General features: G+C 45.1%; 15 protein-coding genes and 1 riboswitch. Of the genes, 8 read left to right on the top strand and 7 right to left on the bottom strand.

Features of this window, described 5'->3' with window-relative positions:
• The first annotated feature begins 387 nt into the window (after positions 1-387).
• Positions 388-825: an Hsp20 family protein gene (locus MD535_RS24135; RefSeq protein WP_265677726.1), complete on the top strand. Its 438-nt coding sequence runs from the start codon at positions 388-390 to the stop codon at positions 823-825.
• A gap of 57 nt (positions 826-882) precedes the next feature.
• Here the strand turns inward: MD535_RS24135 and MD535_RS24130 are convergent, their stop codons facing one another.
• The 3 genes from MD535_RS24130 to glyQ all read right to left on the bottom strand — a co-directional run bounded on the left by MD535_RS24130 (position 883) and on the right by glyQ (position 5,332).
• Positions 883-2,133, bottom strand: a complete 1,251-nt coding sequence (locus MD535_RS24130) for a valine--pyruvate transaminase (protein ID WP_265677722.1) — start codon at positions 2,131-2,133, stop codon at positions 883-885.
• Positions 2,134-2,342: 209 nt separating this feature from the next.
• Positions 2,343-4,409, bottom strand: coding sequence for a glycine--tRNA ligase subunit beta (gene glyS, locus MD535_RS24125; RefSeq protein ID WP_265677720.1), 2,067 nt, complete (start codon positions 4,407-4,409; stop codon positions 2,343-2,345).
• 2 nt (positions 4,410-4,411) lie between these two features.
• On the bottom strand, positions 4,412-5,332 hold the full coding sequence (gene glyQ, locus MD535_RS24120) for a glycine--tRNA ligase subunit alpha (protein ID WP_265677718.1): 921 nt from the start codon (positions 5,330-5,332) through the stop codon (positions 4,412-4,414).
• 214 nt (positions 5,333-5,546) lie between these two features.
• A riboswitch (yybP-ykoY riboswitch) is annotated at positions 5,547-5,659 on the top strand.
• Positions 5,660-5,750: 91 nt separating this feature from the next.
• Between glyQ and MD535_RS24115 the strand changes: the two genes are divergently transcribed.
• Together MD535_RS24115 and MD535_RS24110 are read left to right on the top strand one after the other, a co-directional pair.
• A complete protein-coding gene (locus MD535_RS24115) occupies positions 5,751-6,305 on the top strand; it encodes a TMEM165/GDT1 family protein (protein WP_265677724.1) in 555 nt (184 codons plus the stop codon).
• A gap of 140 nt (positions 6,306-6,445) precedes the next feature.
• Positions 6,446-6,706, top strand: coding sequence for a hypothetical protein (locus tag MD535_RS24110; protein WP_265677716.1), 261 nt, complete (start codon positions 6,446-6,448; stop codon positions 6,704-6,706).
• A 50-nt stretch (positions 6,707-6,756) separates the two neighbouring features.
• Here MD535_RS24110 and tusA read toward each other — a convergent pair whose 3' ends face one another.
• Positions 6,757-7,005 (bottom strand): sulfurtransferase TusA, encoded by a 249-nt coding sequence (gene tusA / locus MD535_RS24105; RefSeq protein WP_265677715.1) that lies wholly within the window; start codon positions 7,003-7,005, stop codon positions 6,757-6,759.
• A gap of 134 nt (positions 7,006-7,139) precedes the next feature.
• Here tusA and MD535_RS24100 point away from each other — a divergent pair, with 134 nt between their 5' ends.
• Together MD535_RS24100 and MD535_RS24095 are read left to right on the top strand one after the other, a co-directional pair.
• Positions 7,140-7,325 (top strand): hypothetical protein, encoded by a 186-nt coding sequence (locus MD535_RS24100; RefSeq protein WP_265677714.1) that lies wholly within the window; start codon positions 7,140-7,142, stop codon positions 7,323-7,325.
• Between the two features lie 168 nt (positions 7,326-7,493).
• The gene (locus tag MD535_RS24095) at positions 7,494-8,435 is read left to right on the top strand and encodes a LysR family transcriptional regulator (protein WP_265677713.1); all 942 of its coding nucleotides are present in this window, start codon (positions 7,494-7,496) and stop codon (positions 8,433-8,435) included.
• Between the two features lie 118 nt (positions 8,436-8,553).
• On the opposite strand, the gene acuI is transcribed toward MD535_RS24095, so the two are convergent.
• The 3 genes from acuI to fadB form a co-directional block, all read right to left on the bottom strand.
• On the bottom strand, positions 8,554-9,534 hold the full coding sequence (gene acuI, locus MD535_RS24090) for an acrylyl-CoA reductase (NADPH) (protein WP_265677712.1): 981 nt from the start codon (positions 9,532-9,534) through the stop codon (positions 8,554-8,556).
• A gap of 155 nt (positions 9,535-9,689) precedes the next feature.
• On the bottom strand, positions 9,690-10,853 hold the full coding sequence (gene fadA / locus MD535_RS24085) for an acetyl-CoA C-acyltransferase FadA (protein ID WP_265677711.1): 1,164 nt from the start codon (positions 10,851-10,853) through the stop codon (positions 9,690-9,692).
• Positions 10,854-10,880: 27 nt separating this feature from the next.
• Complete coding sequence (fadB, locus tag MD535_RS24080; protein WP_265677710.1) at positions 10,881-13,049, bottom strand: fatty acid oxidation complex subunit alpha FadB; 2,169 nt, start codon at positions 13,047-13,049, stop codon at positions 10,881-10,883.
• Positions 13,050-13,263: 214 nt separating this feature from the next.
• Between fadB and MD535_RS24075 the strand changes: the two genes are divergently transcribed.
• Genes MD535_RS24075 through hemG form a run of 3 tightly spaced genes read left to right on the top strand, consistent with a single transcriptional unit; the run spans position 13,264 to position 15,916 of the window.
• Entirely contained in the window at positions 13,264-13,887 is a 624-nt protein-coding gene (locus tag MD535_RS24075) for a YigZ family protein (protein WP_265677709.1), read from the top strand.
• Between the two features lie 34 nt (positions 13,888-13,921).
• Entirely contained in the window at positions 13,922-15,379 is a 1,458-nt protein-coding gene (locus tag MD535_RS24070; protein WP_265677708.1) for a TrkH family potassium uptake protein, read from the top strand.
• A gap of 9 nt (positions 15,380-15,388) precedes the next feature.
• Complete coding sequence (gene hemG, locus MD535_RS24065) at positions 15,389-15,916, top strand: menaquinone-dependent protoporphyrinogen IX dehydrogenase (RefSeq protein WP_265677707.1); 528 nt, start codon at positions 15,389-15,391, stop codon at positions 15,914-15,916.
• Positions 15,917-16,084: the final 168 nt, after the last annotated feature.

Here is a 16,084-nt window from a genome sequence, read left to right as displayed (position 1 = left end):
TGCCTTTGGGTGGCGTTTTTTGTTTCTGGGGGCGGGTTTCTAGTTGCTAGGTATTTCTATCGTTTACTCACGGTTTATTTTCTTTAGCGAGGCCGCCTTTTGTGAGGGGGGGTGTTTTTCCAAAACGTAGGATGGATATTTTTTGAATATTGGCTTGAATCTTCCTTCTATCGCCCTTATATCTTTTAGTGAAGAGGATGCCAAATTATTGGGCCTTTGATACCGCTGGCGTAACATCGCTCATGAGAGGATGACATACGCCGCCCACAACTTGATATAGCCAATTATCATGCATGCCGATGTACACCATTTCGGACATGATATTTGGATAACTTAGTCACTCTATTGATGCTGGCTAAGGCTATTGCTTAATGAAAGGATAGTATGATGAGAACTGTAGATTTTGCCCCCCTATACCGTAACGCTATTGGTTTTGACCGTCTGTTTAACTTGATGGAAGCCAACACATCTAAGAACTCTTCTGGTGGTTACCCACCGTATAACATTGAACAGCAAGACGAAAATAAATACCGCATTACGATGGCAGTGGCGGGTTTTGCTGACGAACAGTTAGATATTACTCAAAAAGAGAATATGTTGATTGTGCGTGGAGAGCGCCAAGCAGAAGAAAGTAAAAATTATATCTACCAAGGCATTGCTGAGCGAGACTTTGAGCGTAAATTCCAATTGGCGGATTACGTGAAAGTGATAGGCGCAACCATGGAAAATGGCTTGCTGCATGTGGATTTGGAAAGAGAGATCCCGGAAGCGATGCAACCACGTAAGATTGCGATTAATGGTAAAAGTTTGCCAGACAATAGTTAGTTTCTTTGGGTATAAAAAAGAGCGCTTATTAGCGCTCTTTTCGATCCAGCTTAGACATCAGTTATTTTGGTAAGCTTTACTAATTTCTTCGGCAATAATGTTGATGCCTTTTTGCATCGCTTCATCTGGTTGAACGTAGTTCATACGTAAGCATTGATGGGCGTGATCCCAATTGTCTTCTTGTCCAATAAAGAAATACTCACCCGGGACAATAAGCACCCCTCGAGCTTTTAACCGTTGGTATAATTCCATTGTTGTAATTGGCAATTCATCAAACCATAGCCATAAAAAGATAGCCCCTTCTGGCTTATGGACTCGAAAACGAGGATCCGGAATGGCTTGTTGGAGTAGTTCTACTGCACGTTGCGACTTCTGTTGGTAATAGGGCTTGATGACGTTTTCGCTTAATGGCAATAAATCGCCATTTTCAATCATATGGTGAGCTAAAGCCGGTCCCATACCACTTGGCGCAAGACTAATAATGCCATTCATATTGGTCAATGCTTGGGTGATTTCTTCACTCGCAATCACGATGCCACAGCGAAGCCCTGGTAGCCCTAGTTTTGATAAGCTCATGCACAAGATGGTGTTGTCATTCCAAAATGGGGTGACATCCTCAAAGATGATATTGGGGAAAGGTGTACCGTAAGCGTTATCAATAATCAGCGGAATGCCGTTGTCTCTCGCCAGTTTATCTAGCTTGCGAATCTCATCGTCAGTAAGAACGTTGCCGGTTGGATTCGTTGGTCTTGAGGCACAGATCGCTGCGACAGAGTCATCGACTTCTAAGCGCTCAAAGTCGACGTGGTACTTAAACTGACGATTGTCGAGCATCTCTATTTCAGGGCGATAAGAAACAAAAATGTCGTCTTCAAGACCTGCATCACCGTAGCCTATGTATTCTGGCGCGAGTGGTAATAGTATTTTCTTTTTACTGCCATCCTGATATTGCCCTGCAAAAAGGTTGAATAGATAAAAGAAGCCGCTTTGACTGCCATTGGTCAGGCTAATATTTTTTTCAGAAATGTCCCAGCCATAAGTGTCTCTTAATAGATTGGCCAGCGACTTAACGAAAGCATCTTTACCTTGTGGACCATCATAGTTTGACATCGCTGCAACAAGTTCGCCGCTGGCAAGCATTGAGGCACTGGCTTGATGAAAATACTCGAGCATGGCGGGAATAGCAGCAGGGTTGCCTCCACCGAGCATGATGGCGCCAGGCGTGCGCAGTCCATCATTTAGATCATCCATTAACTGGGTGATCCCTGAGTAACGATTAAATTTTTCACCAAACTTAGAAAATTGCATTGTTGTCCCTAGTTCATTACGTTCACTTGTATGAGTTACCTTTATCGACCTTGCTGGTGGCAAGGGAGTCTTTTGAACATACCGTAATGATAATGTGAGGCAAAGCACTATTTATTGAAATGGGAGAATTAGATCTAATCGAGGTGATGAATTTGGGGGATGATAAAAAACCCGGTCATGAGACCGGGTTTTGCTTGAAACAAAGAGGATTACTTCTGAAGAAGCGAAATATCTGCGATTTTCAAGAATAGATTACGTAAGTTGTTCAGTAGAGTGAGGCGGTTCTTTTTCAGTGCCTCGTCTTCTGCCATGACCATTACGTTATCAAAGAAGGCATCAACAGGCTCACGTAGGTTCGCAAGCTTGCTCAACGCTTCTTGATAGTTACCCGTAGCAAAAGCTGGCTCAAGCGCTTCCGTCATCACTTCAACTTCTTCCGCGAGTGCTTTTTCTGCATCTTCTTGAAGCAATGTTAAATCAATATCTTGAGCTAACTCGCCATCAAATTTAGCAAGAATGTTACCAACACGCTTGTTCGCCGCCGCTAGAGTTTCAGCTGCTTCTAATTCACGGAAGTGAGAAACCGCTTTAACACGTTGGTCAAAGTCCGCAGGCTTAGTTGGGCGACGTGCGAGTACCGCTTGGATGATATCAACGCTGAAACCAGCATCTTGGTACCATGCGCGGAAACGACCTAGCATGAAGTCGATAACATCAGCTTCTACGTTGTCGTTAGTCAGCTTGTCACCTAGCAGTTCTTTCGCTTTACCGATCAGATCAGTCAGGTCTAGGTTGTAGCCGTTTTCAACGATGATACGCAGCACACCGAGTGATGCACGACGTAGCGCGAATGGGTCAGAACCTTTTGGAGCTTGGCCAATACCGAAGATACCGACGATAGTGTCTAGCTTGTCTGCCATTGCTACTGCAGAAGAGATACCAGTGCTTGGTAGATCGTCACCAGCGAAACGAGGCATGTACTGCTCGTAAAGGGCTAGTGCTACTTGCTCGTCTTCACCATCGTGAGTCGCGTAATGCATGCCCATCACACCTTGAGTATCGGTGAATTCGAATACCATAGAGGTCATTAGATCACACTTAGCCAGTAGGCCTGCGCGCTTAGACTTCTCAACATCAGCATCGATTTGCTCAGCGATGTAGCCAGCAAGCTCTGTGATGCGGTCGGTTTTGTCTTTGATCGTACCAAGCTGCTTCTGGAAGATAGCTTGGTCTAGTTCAGCAAGACGATCGATCAGCGGACGCTTACGGTCGGTGTTGAAGAAGAACTCTGCATCAGCAAGACGTGGACGTACCACCTTCTCGTTACCTTCGATAACGTGACGAGGCTCTTTAGACTCGATGTTCGAAACGAAGATGAAGTTTGGCAGAAGATTCTTATCAGCGTCATACACTGGGAAGTACTTCTGGTCGCCTTTCATGGTGTAAACCAACGCTTCAGAAGGGACTTTTAGGAACTCTTGCTCAAACTTAGCTGTAAGCACCACTGGCCATTCAACCAAAGAGGTCACTTCTTCAACAAGGTCATCTTCTAGGTCAGCAATACCGCCAACCGCGTCGGCTGCTTTTTTAGCATCCGCAAGAATGATCGCTTTACGCGCATCGTAATCTGCCATGACTTTACCGCGTTCTTCTAAGATCGCAGGGTATTGGTCAGCAGAGTCGATGGTGAACTCTTGTTCGCCCATGAAACGGTGGCCACGGATAGTACGCGCAGAAGCGACACCTAGGATCTCGCCTTCAACAAGCTCATCACCAAGTAGTACTGTCAGTGTTTTCACTGGACGGATAAATTGAATGTCTGAGTTACCCCAGCGCATGGCTTTAGGAATTGGCAAGCCCGCTAGTGCTTTCGCTGCAATGTCCATTACCAATTCTTGCACCGGTTTGCCTGCGACTTCTTGTTTGAAAAGAAGCCACTCGCCTTTGTCTGTTTTCAGGCGGTCAGCTTGCTCAACAGTAATACCGTTACCACGAGCCCAACCTTGTGCAGCTTTAGTCGCGTTGCCTTCAGCATCGAATGCCACAGAAATTGCAGGACCGCGCTTCTCAACCACTTTGTCTGCTTGGCCTTCAGCCAGTGCAGTCACTTTAAGTGCTAGACGACGAGGTGCCGCGTACCACTTGATGCCTTCGTGAGAAAGCTCAGCCGTTTTAAGACCCGCTTCAAAGTTAGCAGCAAAGGCTTCCGCTAGGGAACGAAGTGCTGTGGGTGGAAGCTCTTCCGTACCCAGTTCAATTAGAAAATTTTTCGCCATGATTACTTCTCCTCGCTCTTCTTACACATTGGGAAGCCAAGTGCTTCACGTGACGCGTAGTACGCCTCTGCAACGGATTTAGTCAGGTTGCGGATACGAAGGATGTAACGTTGACGCTCTGTTACAGAGATAGCTTTGCGCGCATCAAGAATGTTGAAGGCGTGCCCCGCTTTTAGAATACGTTCGTAAGCAGGAAGTGGCAGTGGCTTCTCAAGCTCAAGGAGTTCTTTACACTCTTTTTCGCACTGGTCGAAGAAAGTGAAGAGGAAATCTACATCAGCGTGCTCGAAGTTGTAGGTGGATTGCTCAACTTCGTTCTGGTGGAAGATGTCACCGTAAGTTACGTTAGAGCCGTCAGGTGCAACGTTCCATACGAGGTCGTAAACAGAATCGACTTCTTGGATATACATAGCTAGACGCTCGATACCGTAAGTAATCTCACCTGTGACTGGCTTACACTCAAGGCCGCCAACTTGTTGGAAGTAAGTGAATTGAGTCACTTCCATGCCGTTCAGCCATACTTCCCAACCAAGACCCCATGCGCCTAGCGTTGGGTTTTCCCAGTTGTCTTCTACGAAACGAATATCGTGAACCAGCGGATCGACACCAAGTACTTCAAGTGAACCTAAATACAGCTCCTGGATGTTATCTGGAGAAGGCTTTAGCGCTACTTGGAATTGATAGTAGTGCTGCAGACGGTTCGGGTTTTCACCGTAGCGACCATCGGTCGGACGACGTGAAGGTTGAACGTATGCTGTGGACATTGGCTCTGGGCCAAGTGCACGTAGACATGTCATTGGGTGAGAGGTGCCAGCACCTACCTCCATATCTAGCGGTTGAACAATCGTACAACCATTTTGAGCCCAATAATCCTGCAGCGCGAGGATCATTCCCTGGAAGGTTTTGATATCGTATTTTTGCATAGTTTGTTCGCGCAATTCTCTAAATGAAAGTTTTGTCTGAAAACGGATAAAAATAACGATCAAGTATACCGAGTTATTCTCAACGGGAGTAGGGGAAAAGATGGTTAATTAATCATCAGGCATGCAAAAAACCAGACTTTTTTGTATTTACTTAATGATCGCCGCAGTCCATGGGTAGATATTATTGAATTTTATAGATTGAATGTTTAAAATGCGGCCCATCTTTGGGGAGTAGCTTATCAAAGTCTGACACACAGCTTTGATTCATACGTCAACATAATTGGTGCACATTCACCATGGTGTATGAGACGAATAGCGAATTCGTTTAGCAAGACCTTAGATAAGCATCGTGAACCGGGGTGGGGCGCGAGGTTTATCTATGGTTAATAATTATAATCCCTACCCCTTAGAGCATGTCGTGAGTGTCTTAGCATTATCTATTACTACAGTAGCTTTAGCCGAAATCGGTGACAAGACCCAGCTATTATCGTTACTACTGGCTAGCCGGTATCGAAAACCCATACCTATTATTGCCGCTATTTTTTTTGCAACCATTGCGAACCATGCTTTAGCGGCGTGGTTAGGCGTTGTGGTGGCGGACTATTTGTCGCCGGAAATACTAAAGTGGGTATTGGTTGTGAGTTTCCTTGCGATGGCAGGTTGGGTTCTCATTCCAGACAAATTAGATGAAGATGAAGAGGTGTCTAGCCGGGGGCCTTTTGTCGCGAGCTTTATTGCGTTTTTTATTGCAGAGATTGGTGATAAAACGCAAATAGCGACGTCAATTTTAGGGGCGCAGTATGCGGATGCGTTAGTGTGGGTCATTCTTGGTACTACTATTGGTATGTTATTGGCGAATGTACCAGTGGTGCTTCTGGGTCAGTTTTCTGCAGATAGATTACCTTTAAATTGGATACGCAGAGTCACCGCTCTACTATTTGTTGGACTCGCTTGTGGGGCGGCATTATTTTAATGAATTATATCAATAGTGTGGTGTGAACTCGTTTGGTTTGTTGAGTATTTTCTTCTGCTGAAAACCGTGATGACTGACATATTAGTGTCATGCTTGTCATGGTAATTTAACAGTGTGGATCCTAAGCGAGAGGGCGACATATGCTGACACGTTACACAGGAATGACCGCTAAAAGTCAAAGCGCTTTATTTACCGTAGGTTTGGTGCTGACATTGTTAGGCATGGTATTGACTGATATGTGGCTACCTATGGTGGTGGGTGCGATTATCATGACGGCATTAGCCGTTGAATCTTGGATTCGGGTGCAGCACTTGATACCGATGCACAGTGACATTCGAGCCATGCAAAAGCAGATCAAAGCGCTTCAGTCTGAAATAAGAACGCTGGAATATGATGAATAATTAAAGGCTGCCTTGGGCAGCCTTTTTACATTTTATGTCCTAACTTAACGCTACTTCGTGCCTTTTTTGATTAGGTAGAGGTAGGGCAGAGATTCGGTTTGTTCACCAATTAACTGATGATCCATAAAACGACAGAAACTCGGAATGTCGCGAGTCGTTGATGGGTCATCGGCACTGACAAGCAATACATCACCATCATCCATTTTTCGAATTGTCTTCCTGACCATCATAACCGGCTCCGGACAGCGCAAGCCTTCGGCTGCGAGTGTGTGCGTGGCGAGTAGGGTATTGATTGTCATTAGGGGGCTCTTTCTTGTCTAAAATCAGCTTGAATTCTACTTACGACGAAAAAATATGCAATAACTCTTGGCAAATGGCTTTTTTTGCTTTAACTTAATTTAACAAGTTGGTAACAAAGCGCTAAGGAGTAGCCATGTTAACCATTTTAGATAGACTAACGATTTATGCTTTACTGTGTTTTATTTCTTTTTGTGCCTTGGTACTAAAGACGTCAGGAGAGCCCACTCTGATGCCGCTTATTGGATTAAGCGCTTCTATTCTAGCGATGTGGATTGAGATGAGACAATGGCAAGACGTGGCAGAAGAGAATAACAGTTAACATTGTTGCTACATTGTTGCTCGATGTTTATTAATGACAAATGAATTCCGACACTATCCCCAATTTCTTGGGCTTCCCCGCTGAAAGGCGGGATTTTTTTGCCTAAATTTTGATAAACCCACTATGAGCAGGTGTAGACTATAGGGAGACCTAGTTAGGAGCTCATCAATGGAACTCGAAGATATTTATCGTCGCGATTTGAATTTGTTAGTCGCATTAAAAGTGCTGGTGGAAGAGGGGAGCGTCAGCCAGGCGGCGATTCGATTAAATTTAAGTCAGTCGGCAACCAGCCGAGTACTAGGACGTTTGCGTGAGTTACTTGATGACCCTTTATTTACTCGTCAGGGACAGCGGATTATCCCCACAAGTAAGGCGTTGGAGATCTGCAAACAGATTGAGCAGCCACTCGAGTCGTTTCGACAATTGCTGACACCGAGTGAGTTTGACCCGTATTATTGCAATGAGCGATTTTTGATCGCGACAACGGATTATGCGATGCAGACTATCCTGCCGTATGCGTTGCCAAAAATTTACGAGCTTGCTCCTAATATTTCGTTAGAATTTGCACCACTGCAGCATGAGAATTTATTTAAGCAGTTGAGCACGGATAAAGTGGATATGGCAATTTGTCGTCCCGCAGGGCTAGTTTCCCCCTTGCACCAAGATGTGTTAGGACCTGTTGGCGTATCATGTTTAGTATCTAAACAGCATCCTCTTGCTGATCGACCACTATCTTTGGAAGACTATGTGCATGCTCCTCATGCCATGATTGCGATTAGTGATGGTGTCAAAGCGCTGTTGGATGCTGCGTTGATCAATCAGAACCCTCGAAAAATGGTGCTACGTGCATACCATTTAGAGGCCGCTCTAGCGATCGTCGATCGCATGCCGCTTGTTATTACCGTTCCTGCCGATTTAGCTTATTTGGTAGCAGAGCGTTATGATCTCGTGATAAAACCGCTTCCGTTTGCGTTTACGCCTTTTGATTATTCATTAATTTGGCATTCACGGTGTCATACATCGGAATCTCAGCAATGGTTGAGAACCATTGTGAAGGAAGAGTGCGGCAAATTAATTACCAAACGTATTGATGATGTGGGTTTGGCTTAAGTGATAGGCATTGGGTCGTCAATGAGCGCGAGGTTTTGACGGCGTTTTATGTGTGTCTAGTAACGAAAAGCTCGCTATATGATAGCGAGCTTTATATTTTCTCGTCGAGAGGAGCTGTTTAAAGCTTAATGATTACGCGGCCAGTAATGGCACCATTGGTAATATCTTCAGCCGCTTGAATGGCGTGCTCTAAATCGACGGTTTTGCTTGCTTGTGCATAGTAAGTTTCAGGGAGTAGTTCAGACAGTTGCTCCCAAGCTTTAATGCGTTTTTCTCGTGGGCACATAACAGAATCAATACCCTGTAAGCGAACATTACGTAGAATAAACGGCATTACGGTTGTTGGCAGGTCAAAACCGCCAGCTAAACCACATGCTGCAACCACACCGTTATAATTCATTTGAGCAAGTACTTTAGCAAGCATGCTGCTACCAACAGTATCTACGGCTGCAGCCCAAACTTGGCGCTCTAGAGGCTTTGCTGGCTCTTCTAGTTCGCTACGCTCAACAATGCGTGAAGCACCAAGCGAGGTGAGTAACGTGCCGTTTTGGCTTGCGCGACCAGTGACGGCTGCGACTTTGTAACCCAGTTGACTTAATAGTGTAATGGCTACGCTACCAACGCCGCCACTTGAACCCGTCACTAAGACTTCACCATCTTCTGGTTTTACGCCAGCATCTACAATGGCTTGAACACAAAGCATCGCTGTGAAACCTGCCGTACCGATCGCCATGACTTTATGGGCATCTAAACCTTGAGGCATTGGAACCAGCCAGTCACCATTCAGGCTTGCTTTTTCTGCCATGCCACCCCAGTGACCTTCACCAACGCCCCATCCAGTAAGAACAACTTCGTCGCCTTCTTTGTAACGAGGATCATCGGATTGTGAGACAACACCAGATAAATCAATACCAGGAACCATAGGGAAGTTACGAACAATGCGCCCTTTACCGGTAATTGCCAATCCATCTTTGTAGTTTAGTGATGAATATTTTACATCTATCTTTACGTTGCCTTCAGGAAGTTGAGATTCATCAATCTGCGACACAGAAGCGATGGTTTTTTTGTCTTCTTGATTTAGTACAAGTGCTTTGAACATAGTGTGCTCCAAATGGATTGGTCTTTTAAACTGTCATTGAGTCTAGGTGAGAATGATAAAAAAAAACAATGAAACTTGAACATTCAGTCTATGCGTTTTGTGCATGTTGAAATATAAAAAGGCCCCATAAAGGGGCCTTTTTCGAGTGGTAATGTTTACGGTCGTTCAAAGATAGTGGCAATACCTTGGCCTAAACCAATACACATAGTGGCTAGGCCATATTTTGCGTCTTTGTCTTCCATAATATTGATCAGTGTTGTGGAGATGCGAGATCCTGAACACCCTAGTGGGTGCCCGAGTGCAATCGCACCACCATTCAGGTTCACTTTGTCGTCAACGACATCGAGTAGACCGAGATCTTTCGCACAAGGTAGGGATTGCGCGGCGAAAGCTTCATTAAGTTCAACTATATCGATGTCTTCCATATGCAGACCAGCACGTTTTAGCGCCTTCTGCGTTGCTGGAACAGGACCGTATCCCATAATAGAAGGATCGCAACCAGCAATAGCCATTGAGCGTATTTTCGCGCGGATTTTAACGCCAAGCTCTTTGGCTTTCTCTTCACTCATAATTAGCATAATGGAAGCGCCGTCAGAGAGAGCTGAAGACGTGCCTGCTGTCACAGTTCCATTCGCAGGGTCGAAGACCGGGCGCAGCTTAGATAGACCTTCTACGTTGGTTTCTGGCCTAATCACTTCATCAAAATCTAGGGTAAACAAAGATCCATCTTCGGCGTGTGCTTCTATCGGTAGAATTTCATTTTTAAAGCGTCCTTCTACGGTAGCCGCTTGTGCACGCTGGTGGCTTCGAGCGGCAAATTCATCTTGCTGTTCACGGCTGATACCATGAAGCTTGCCTAACATTTCAGCGGTAAGTCCCATCATGCCAGCTGCCTTCGCAACGTTCTTAGAGAGCTGTGGGTGAAAATCAACCCCGTGATTCATAGGCACGTGACCCATATGCTCCACACCACCGATCAGACAGATGTCAGCATCTCCAACCATAATAGAGCGCGTAGCATCATGCAGAGCTTGCATAGATGAACCACACAATCGGTTTACCGTAACGGCACCGATCTCAATTGGTAGACCAGCAAGCAATGCAGCGTTACGAGCCACGTTGAAGCCTTGTTCAAGGGTCTGTTGTACACATCCCCAGTAAATATCTTCTATTTCATGCGGATTGACGGCAGGGTTGCGAGCAAGAATTCCTTTCATCAAATGAGCTGACAGATCTTCAGCTCTCGTGTGTCTAAATGCACCACCCTTGGAGCGCCCCATGGGTGTACGAAGACAATCAACAACGACAACATTTTTCATTTTGATAATTCCTCTTCCAGTTGGTGGCTACAGTGAGTTTGCTTGTTGCTGACTATAAAATGACTCACCAGAGGCCGCCATATCAATCAGGGTACTTGGTACTTGGTACATCGCACCGAGCGACTCATATTGTTTTGCCATCTCAACATAGTTAGCAATGCCAATAGTATCTAAGTAACGGAATACGCCACCTCGGAAAGGAGGGAATCCTAAACCGTACACTAGCGCCATATCGGCTTCTTGAGGAGAAGCAATAATGTTTTGCTCTAGACATAGCACCACTTCATTGATCATTGGAATCATCATGCGTTGAATGATGGTGTCATCATCAAAGGATTGGCTTGGTTGAGATACCGCTTCAAGAAGGCTAGCGACATCAGGGCTTGGTGTTTTTTTCGGACGACCACGTTTGTCTGTAGTGTAGGTGTAAAAGCCAGACCCATTTTTCTGCCCAAAGCGCTGTTGTTCAAAGAGCACGTCTATCGAATCTCGACTCTCTTTTGCCATGCGTTCAGGGAAGCCTTCGGCCATTACCGCTTGTGCATGGTGAGCGGTATCGATGCCAACGACATCAAGTAAATAGGCAGGTCCCATTGGCCAGCCAAATTTACGCTCCATCACCTTATCTATCTGGATAAAATCAGCGCCGTCTTGGACGAGTTGACTAAAGCCGCCAAAGTAAGGGAACAGTACTCGGTTGACGAAGAACCCAGGACAGTCGTTGACGACAATCGGAGATTTACCCATTTTCGCGGCATAAGCGACAACACGGTTGATGGTTTCCTCTGAGGTCTGTTCACCACGAATAATTTCGACTAAAGGCATTCGATGCACGGGGTTAAAGAAGTGCATGCCACAGAAGTTTTCTGGACGTGATAAGGACTTAGCTAACACATCAATCGGGATGGTAGAGGTGTTTGAAGCTATGACGGTGTTGTCAGAAACCAATTTTTCAACTTCCGTTAATACCGCGGCTTTAATATTTGGGTTTTCAACTACCGCTTCAACGATAACATCGGATTGCTCAATACCGGCATAGTGTAGGCTTGGTGTAATAGAAGAAAGAATGCCGGCCATTTTAAACCCATCAAGACGTCCACGCTTTAGACGCTTATTGAGTAATTTAGAAGCCTCTTCCATACCAAGGTTTAGGGAAGCTTGGGCGATGTCTTTCATTATCACAGGCACGCCTTTTAAGGCGGATTGGTATGCAATGCCACCCCCCATAATGCCAGCGCCCAGCACGGCGGCCCGCTGCGTTTCTTTACCTGACTTCGCGGCTTTTTTAGCAAGCCCTTTGATGTATTGATCGTTGAGGAAAATACCGACAAGGGCATTTGATACATCGGAACCGGCAAGCTTAACAAAGTAGTCGGCTTCAATTTTCAGTGCTTCATCTCGATGACAACGTGCCGCTTTTTCGATGGTTTTTACTGCTGTGATCGGTGCAGGGTAATGTGGGCCCGCCTTTTGTGCCACAAGCCCTTTCGCCATAGTAAAGCTCATCATAGATTCGAGCTTACTTAACGTCAGAGGTGAGAGTTTTTGTTGGCGGCGAGTTTTCCAATCAATTTTTTCATTGATGGCAAGTTCAATGGTGTTAATTGCTGAGTCATGTAATGAATCGGTCTCGACAATGGCATCTAGCAAGCCAAGCTTTAATGCTTCAGGTGCTCGACATGCTTTGCCTTGGGTAATGATTTCCATGGCACTGTCGGCACCAATAACTCTTGGCAGTCGAACCGTGCCGCCAAAGCCCGGCATGATACCAAGCTTGGTTTCGGGTAAGCCAATGCTGGTGGTCTTGTCACCAATGCGGAAATCGGCAGCAAGTACACATTCACAGCCGCCACCTAGTGCATGTCCTTTTAACGCGGCAAGAGTAGGTACGGGTAAATCTTCAAGCTTGTTAAAGATGTTGTTCGCAAACTGTAGCCACTCTGTAAGCTCTGCTTTTGGTTTCGCGAACAGGCCTAAAAATTCGGTGATATCAGCGCCAACGATGAAGGCGTTCTTGTCAGTGGTTAGGATTAAGCCTTTTAAACCGTCCCATTGCGCCACCGAATCGAGGGCTTTATCAAGCGATTCTAGCGTAGCGAGATCCAGTTTATTGACTGAATTTGATGCACTGAAGCACAGCTCAGCAATGCCGTTGCGTACTTCCTTTACCTGTAGGGTGTCAGATTGGTAAATCATTGTCGTTCTCCGTGACAGACAATCCATGATTGAGTGAAGCGGTAATTATTATGGATCTGGTTAGACCAGTTGCTTCAGTGTGAACGCGTATCGAATAAATTTCAATACATTTTTTAAACAACTGTTTAACATTATGAGCAATGTCCGTTCTTGGAGTCAATCGAATCCTTGCGTGATAGAATACCCCTTTTAGGCGACACGGCTTTAAAAACCAATGAACTCAAGCGCATACCCAGTTCCAGAGCAGTCGGTTATTTTTGAAGAAGAGATTAAGAAAAGTGTCTTTATTACTCAAATTAGCCATACCCCAAGTATTGACGAAGCAAAAGCGTTTGTTCAACAGGTGAAGATTCAGCACAGTGGTGCTCGCCACAATTGCTGGGGCTTTGTCGCAGGTAGGCCTGAAAATTCGATGATGTGGGGCTTTAGTGATGACGGCGAACCATCTGGCACGGCGGGGAAGCCGATTTTGGCTCAGCTCAGCGGTTCTGGTATTGGTGAACTAACGGCAGTCGTGACTCGTTATTCTGGTGGCATAAAACTGGGTACTGGTGGCCTAGTGAGAGCTTATGGCGGCGGCGTTCAGCAAGCACTGAAGTTAATTCAAACAATAGAAAAAAAAATAACCACTCGTTTACGAGTAGAGTTAGACTATGGATTCATAGCGATTGCTCAGTCTGAATTAAGTAAGTTTGGTGCATTAGAGATTGCTTCAGAGTACAGTGAAAAAGTCGTATTGATTGTTGAAGTTGAAGTGAATCAAGTTGATGCACTCACGCTTAGCATTATTAATAAGAGTGGAGCCAAGGCGATGGTCTCCTTATTTGAAAACAACTAGGAAGTAATAGAAGCTTTGCTTCATTCAATACACTATGCAATTTCGATCCATTATCCGCATTGTTGGGCTGCTACTAGCACTTTTTAGTGTCTCTATGTTAGCGCCTGCACTCGTCGCATTAATTTACCGTGATGGTGCGGGCGTTCCTTTTGTTACCACATTTTTTGTCCTCCTTATATGTGGGGCGTTTTTTTGGTTACCCAATAGAAGACATAAACATGAGTTAAAAGCGCGAGATGGCTTTCTTATTGTTGTGTTGTTTTGGACGGTAATTGGTAGCGCAGGCGCGTTACCCTTCCTGATTTCAGACTATCCCAATGTGTCGATAACCGATGCTTTCTTTGAATCATTCTCTGCATTAACGACAACAGGGGCGACCGTAATTGTTGGTCTCGATGAATTACCCAAGGCAATTTTGTTTTATCGTCAATTGCTGCAGTGGTTTGGTGGGATGGGAATCATCGTTCTTGCCGTCGCTATTTTGCCAGTATTGGGTATCGGGGGCATGCAGTTATATCGCGCTGAAATTCCAGGTCCAGTGAAAGATAGTAAGATGACCCCACGTATTGCTGAAACTGCAAAGGCGCTATGGTATATCTACTTAAGTTTGACCATTGCTTGTGCTGCAGCGTTTTGGGTGGCAGGGATGACACCATTTGATGCTATTGCTCATAGTTTCTCAACCATCGCTATTGGTGGCTTTTCGACACATGATGCCAGTATGGGTTATTTTGATAGTCATGCTATTAATATGATCACCGTTGTGTTTCTATTAATTTCTGCTTGTAACTACTCCCTGCACTTTGCCGCTTTTTCATCTGGTGGTGTTCATCCCAAGTACTACTGGAAGGACCCTGAATTCCGCGCTTTCTTATTCATTCAGTTAGTATTGTTCTTGGTGTGCTTTTTGATTCTCCTTGAACACCATTCGTATCAATCCTTCTATGACGCGTTTGATCAGGCTTTGTTCCAATCTGTTTCTATATCGACGACAGCAGGGTTTACCACCACCGGTTTTTCAGAGTGGCCGCTCTTTTTACCAGTGTTACTGCTGTTCTCTTCTTTTATAGGTGGTTGTGCAGGTTCAACGGGAGGAGGTATGAAAGTTATTCGTATCTTGTTGCTAACATTGCAGGGCGCTCGTGAAATGAAACGCTTAGTACACCCGAGAGCGGTATACACCATTAAGGTTGGTGGAACCGCACTGTCGCAACGGGTTGTTGATGCGGTATGGGGCTTCTTTTCTGCTTACGCGCTGGTCTTTGTTGTTTGTATGCTTGCGTTGATTGCGACAGGTATGGATGAATTAAGTGCTTTCTCTGCCGTTGCGGCGACGCTGAACAATTTAGGCCCAGGTCTGGGTGAGGTTGCGGTTCATTTTGGCGAAGTTAATGACAGTGCCAAATGGATATTGATTGTCTCCATGCTCTTTGGTCGATTAGAAATATTCACACTACTTATTTTATTAACGCCTGCATTTTGGCGTAGCTAAGGAAGTCTTATGGCGAAGGTGCTTTATCTGTACTCGACAAGAGAAGGACAAACTCAAAAAATCATTGAACGTATTGCGACGCAATGCAGTGACAGTGAGGCTGAATTTATCGATCTAAATACCGTGGGTGATATAGATCTGTCTAATTACGAGCGAGTACTGATTGGCGCCTCTATTCGTTACGGCCATTTAAACAAAAAGCTCTATCATTTTATTGAGCGCCATTGCAAGCAATTAGGCCAGAGTCAGGTTGCATTTTTTTGTGTCAATCTCACGGCTAGAAAAGAAGACCAAGGAAAGGATACGCCGGAAGGGAGTGCATACATCAAAACCTTCTTGAAAAAATCACCTTGGCAGCCTTCATTAATTGGTGTGTTTGCAGGTGCCCTCTATTACCCTCGATATAATGTCTTCGATCGGTTCATGATTAAGTTCATTATGAAGATGACTGGGGGAGAAACCGATACAACGAAAGAGGTTGAGTATACCAACTGGGATAAAGTGGCATTGTTTGCTGACAAATTCCATCAACTTTAGCCATTCAAAGTATACTTTTAAATCACTTTGTATTGTTTCTGACCGAACGAAAATAAAATAGAAAAAATACGAAAAAAAGGGTTGCCAATGAGACGCCGATCTCTATAATGCACCCTCGCTGACACGGGAACGGTTCAACAAAAACCAAGAACGAGTCAGAAGGCTATC

It is taken from the genome of Vibrio qingdaonensis, from assembly GCF_026191675.1.
Lineage (GTDB): Bacteria > Pseudomonadota > Gammaproteobacteria > Enterobacterales > Vibrionaceae > Vibrio > Vibrio qingdaonensis.
Note: the sequence above shows the minus strand (reverse complement) of the source record. Positions and strands in the feature narration are given on the sequence as shown.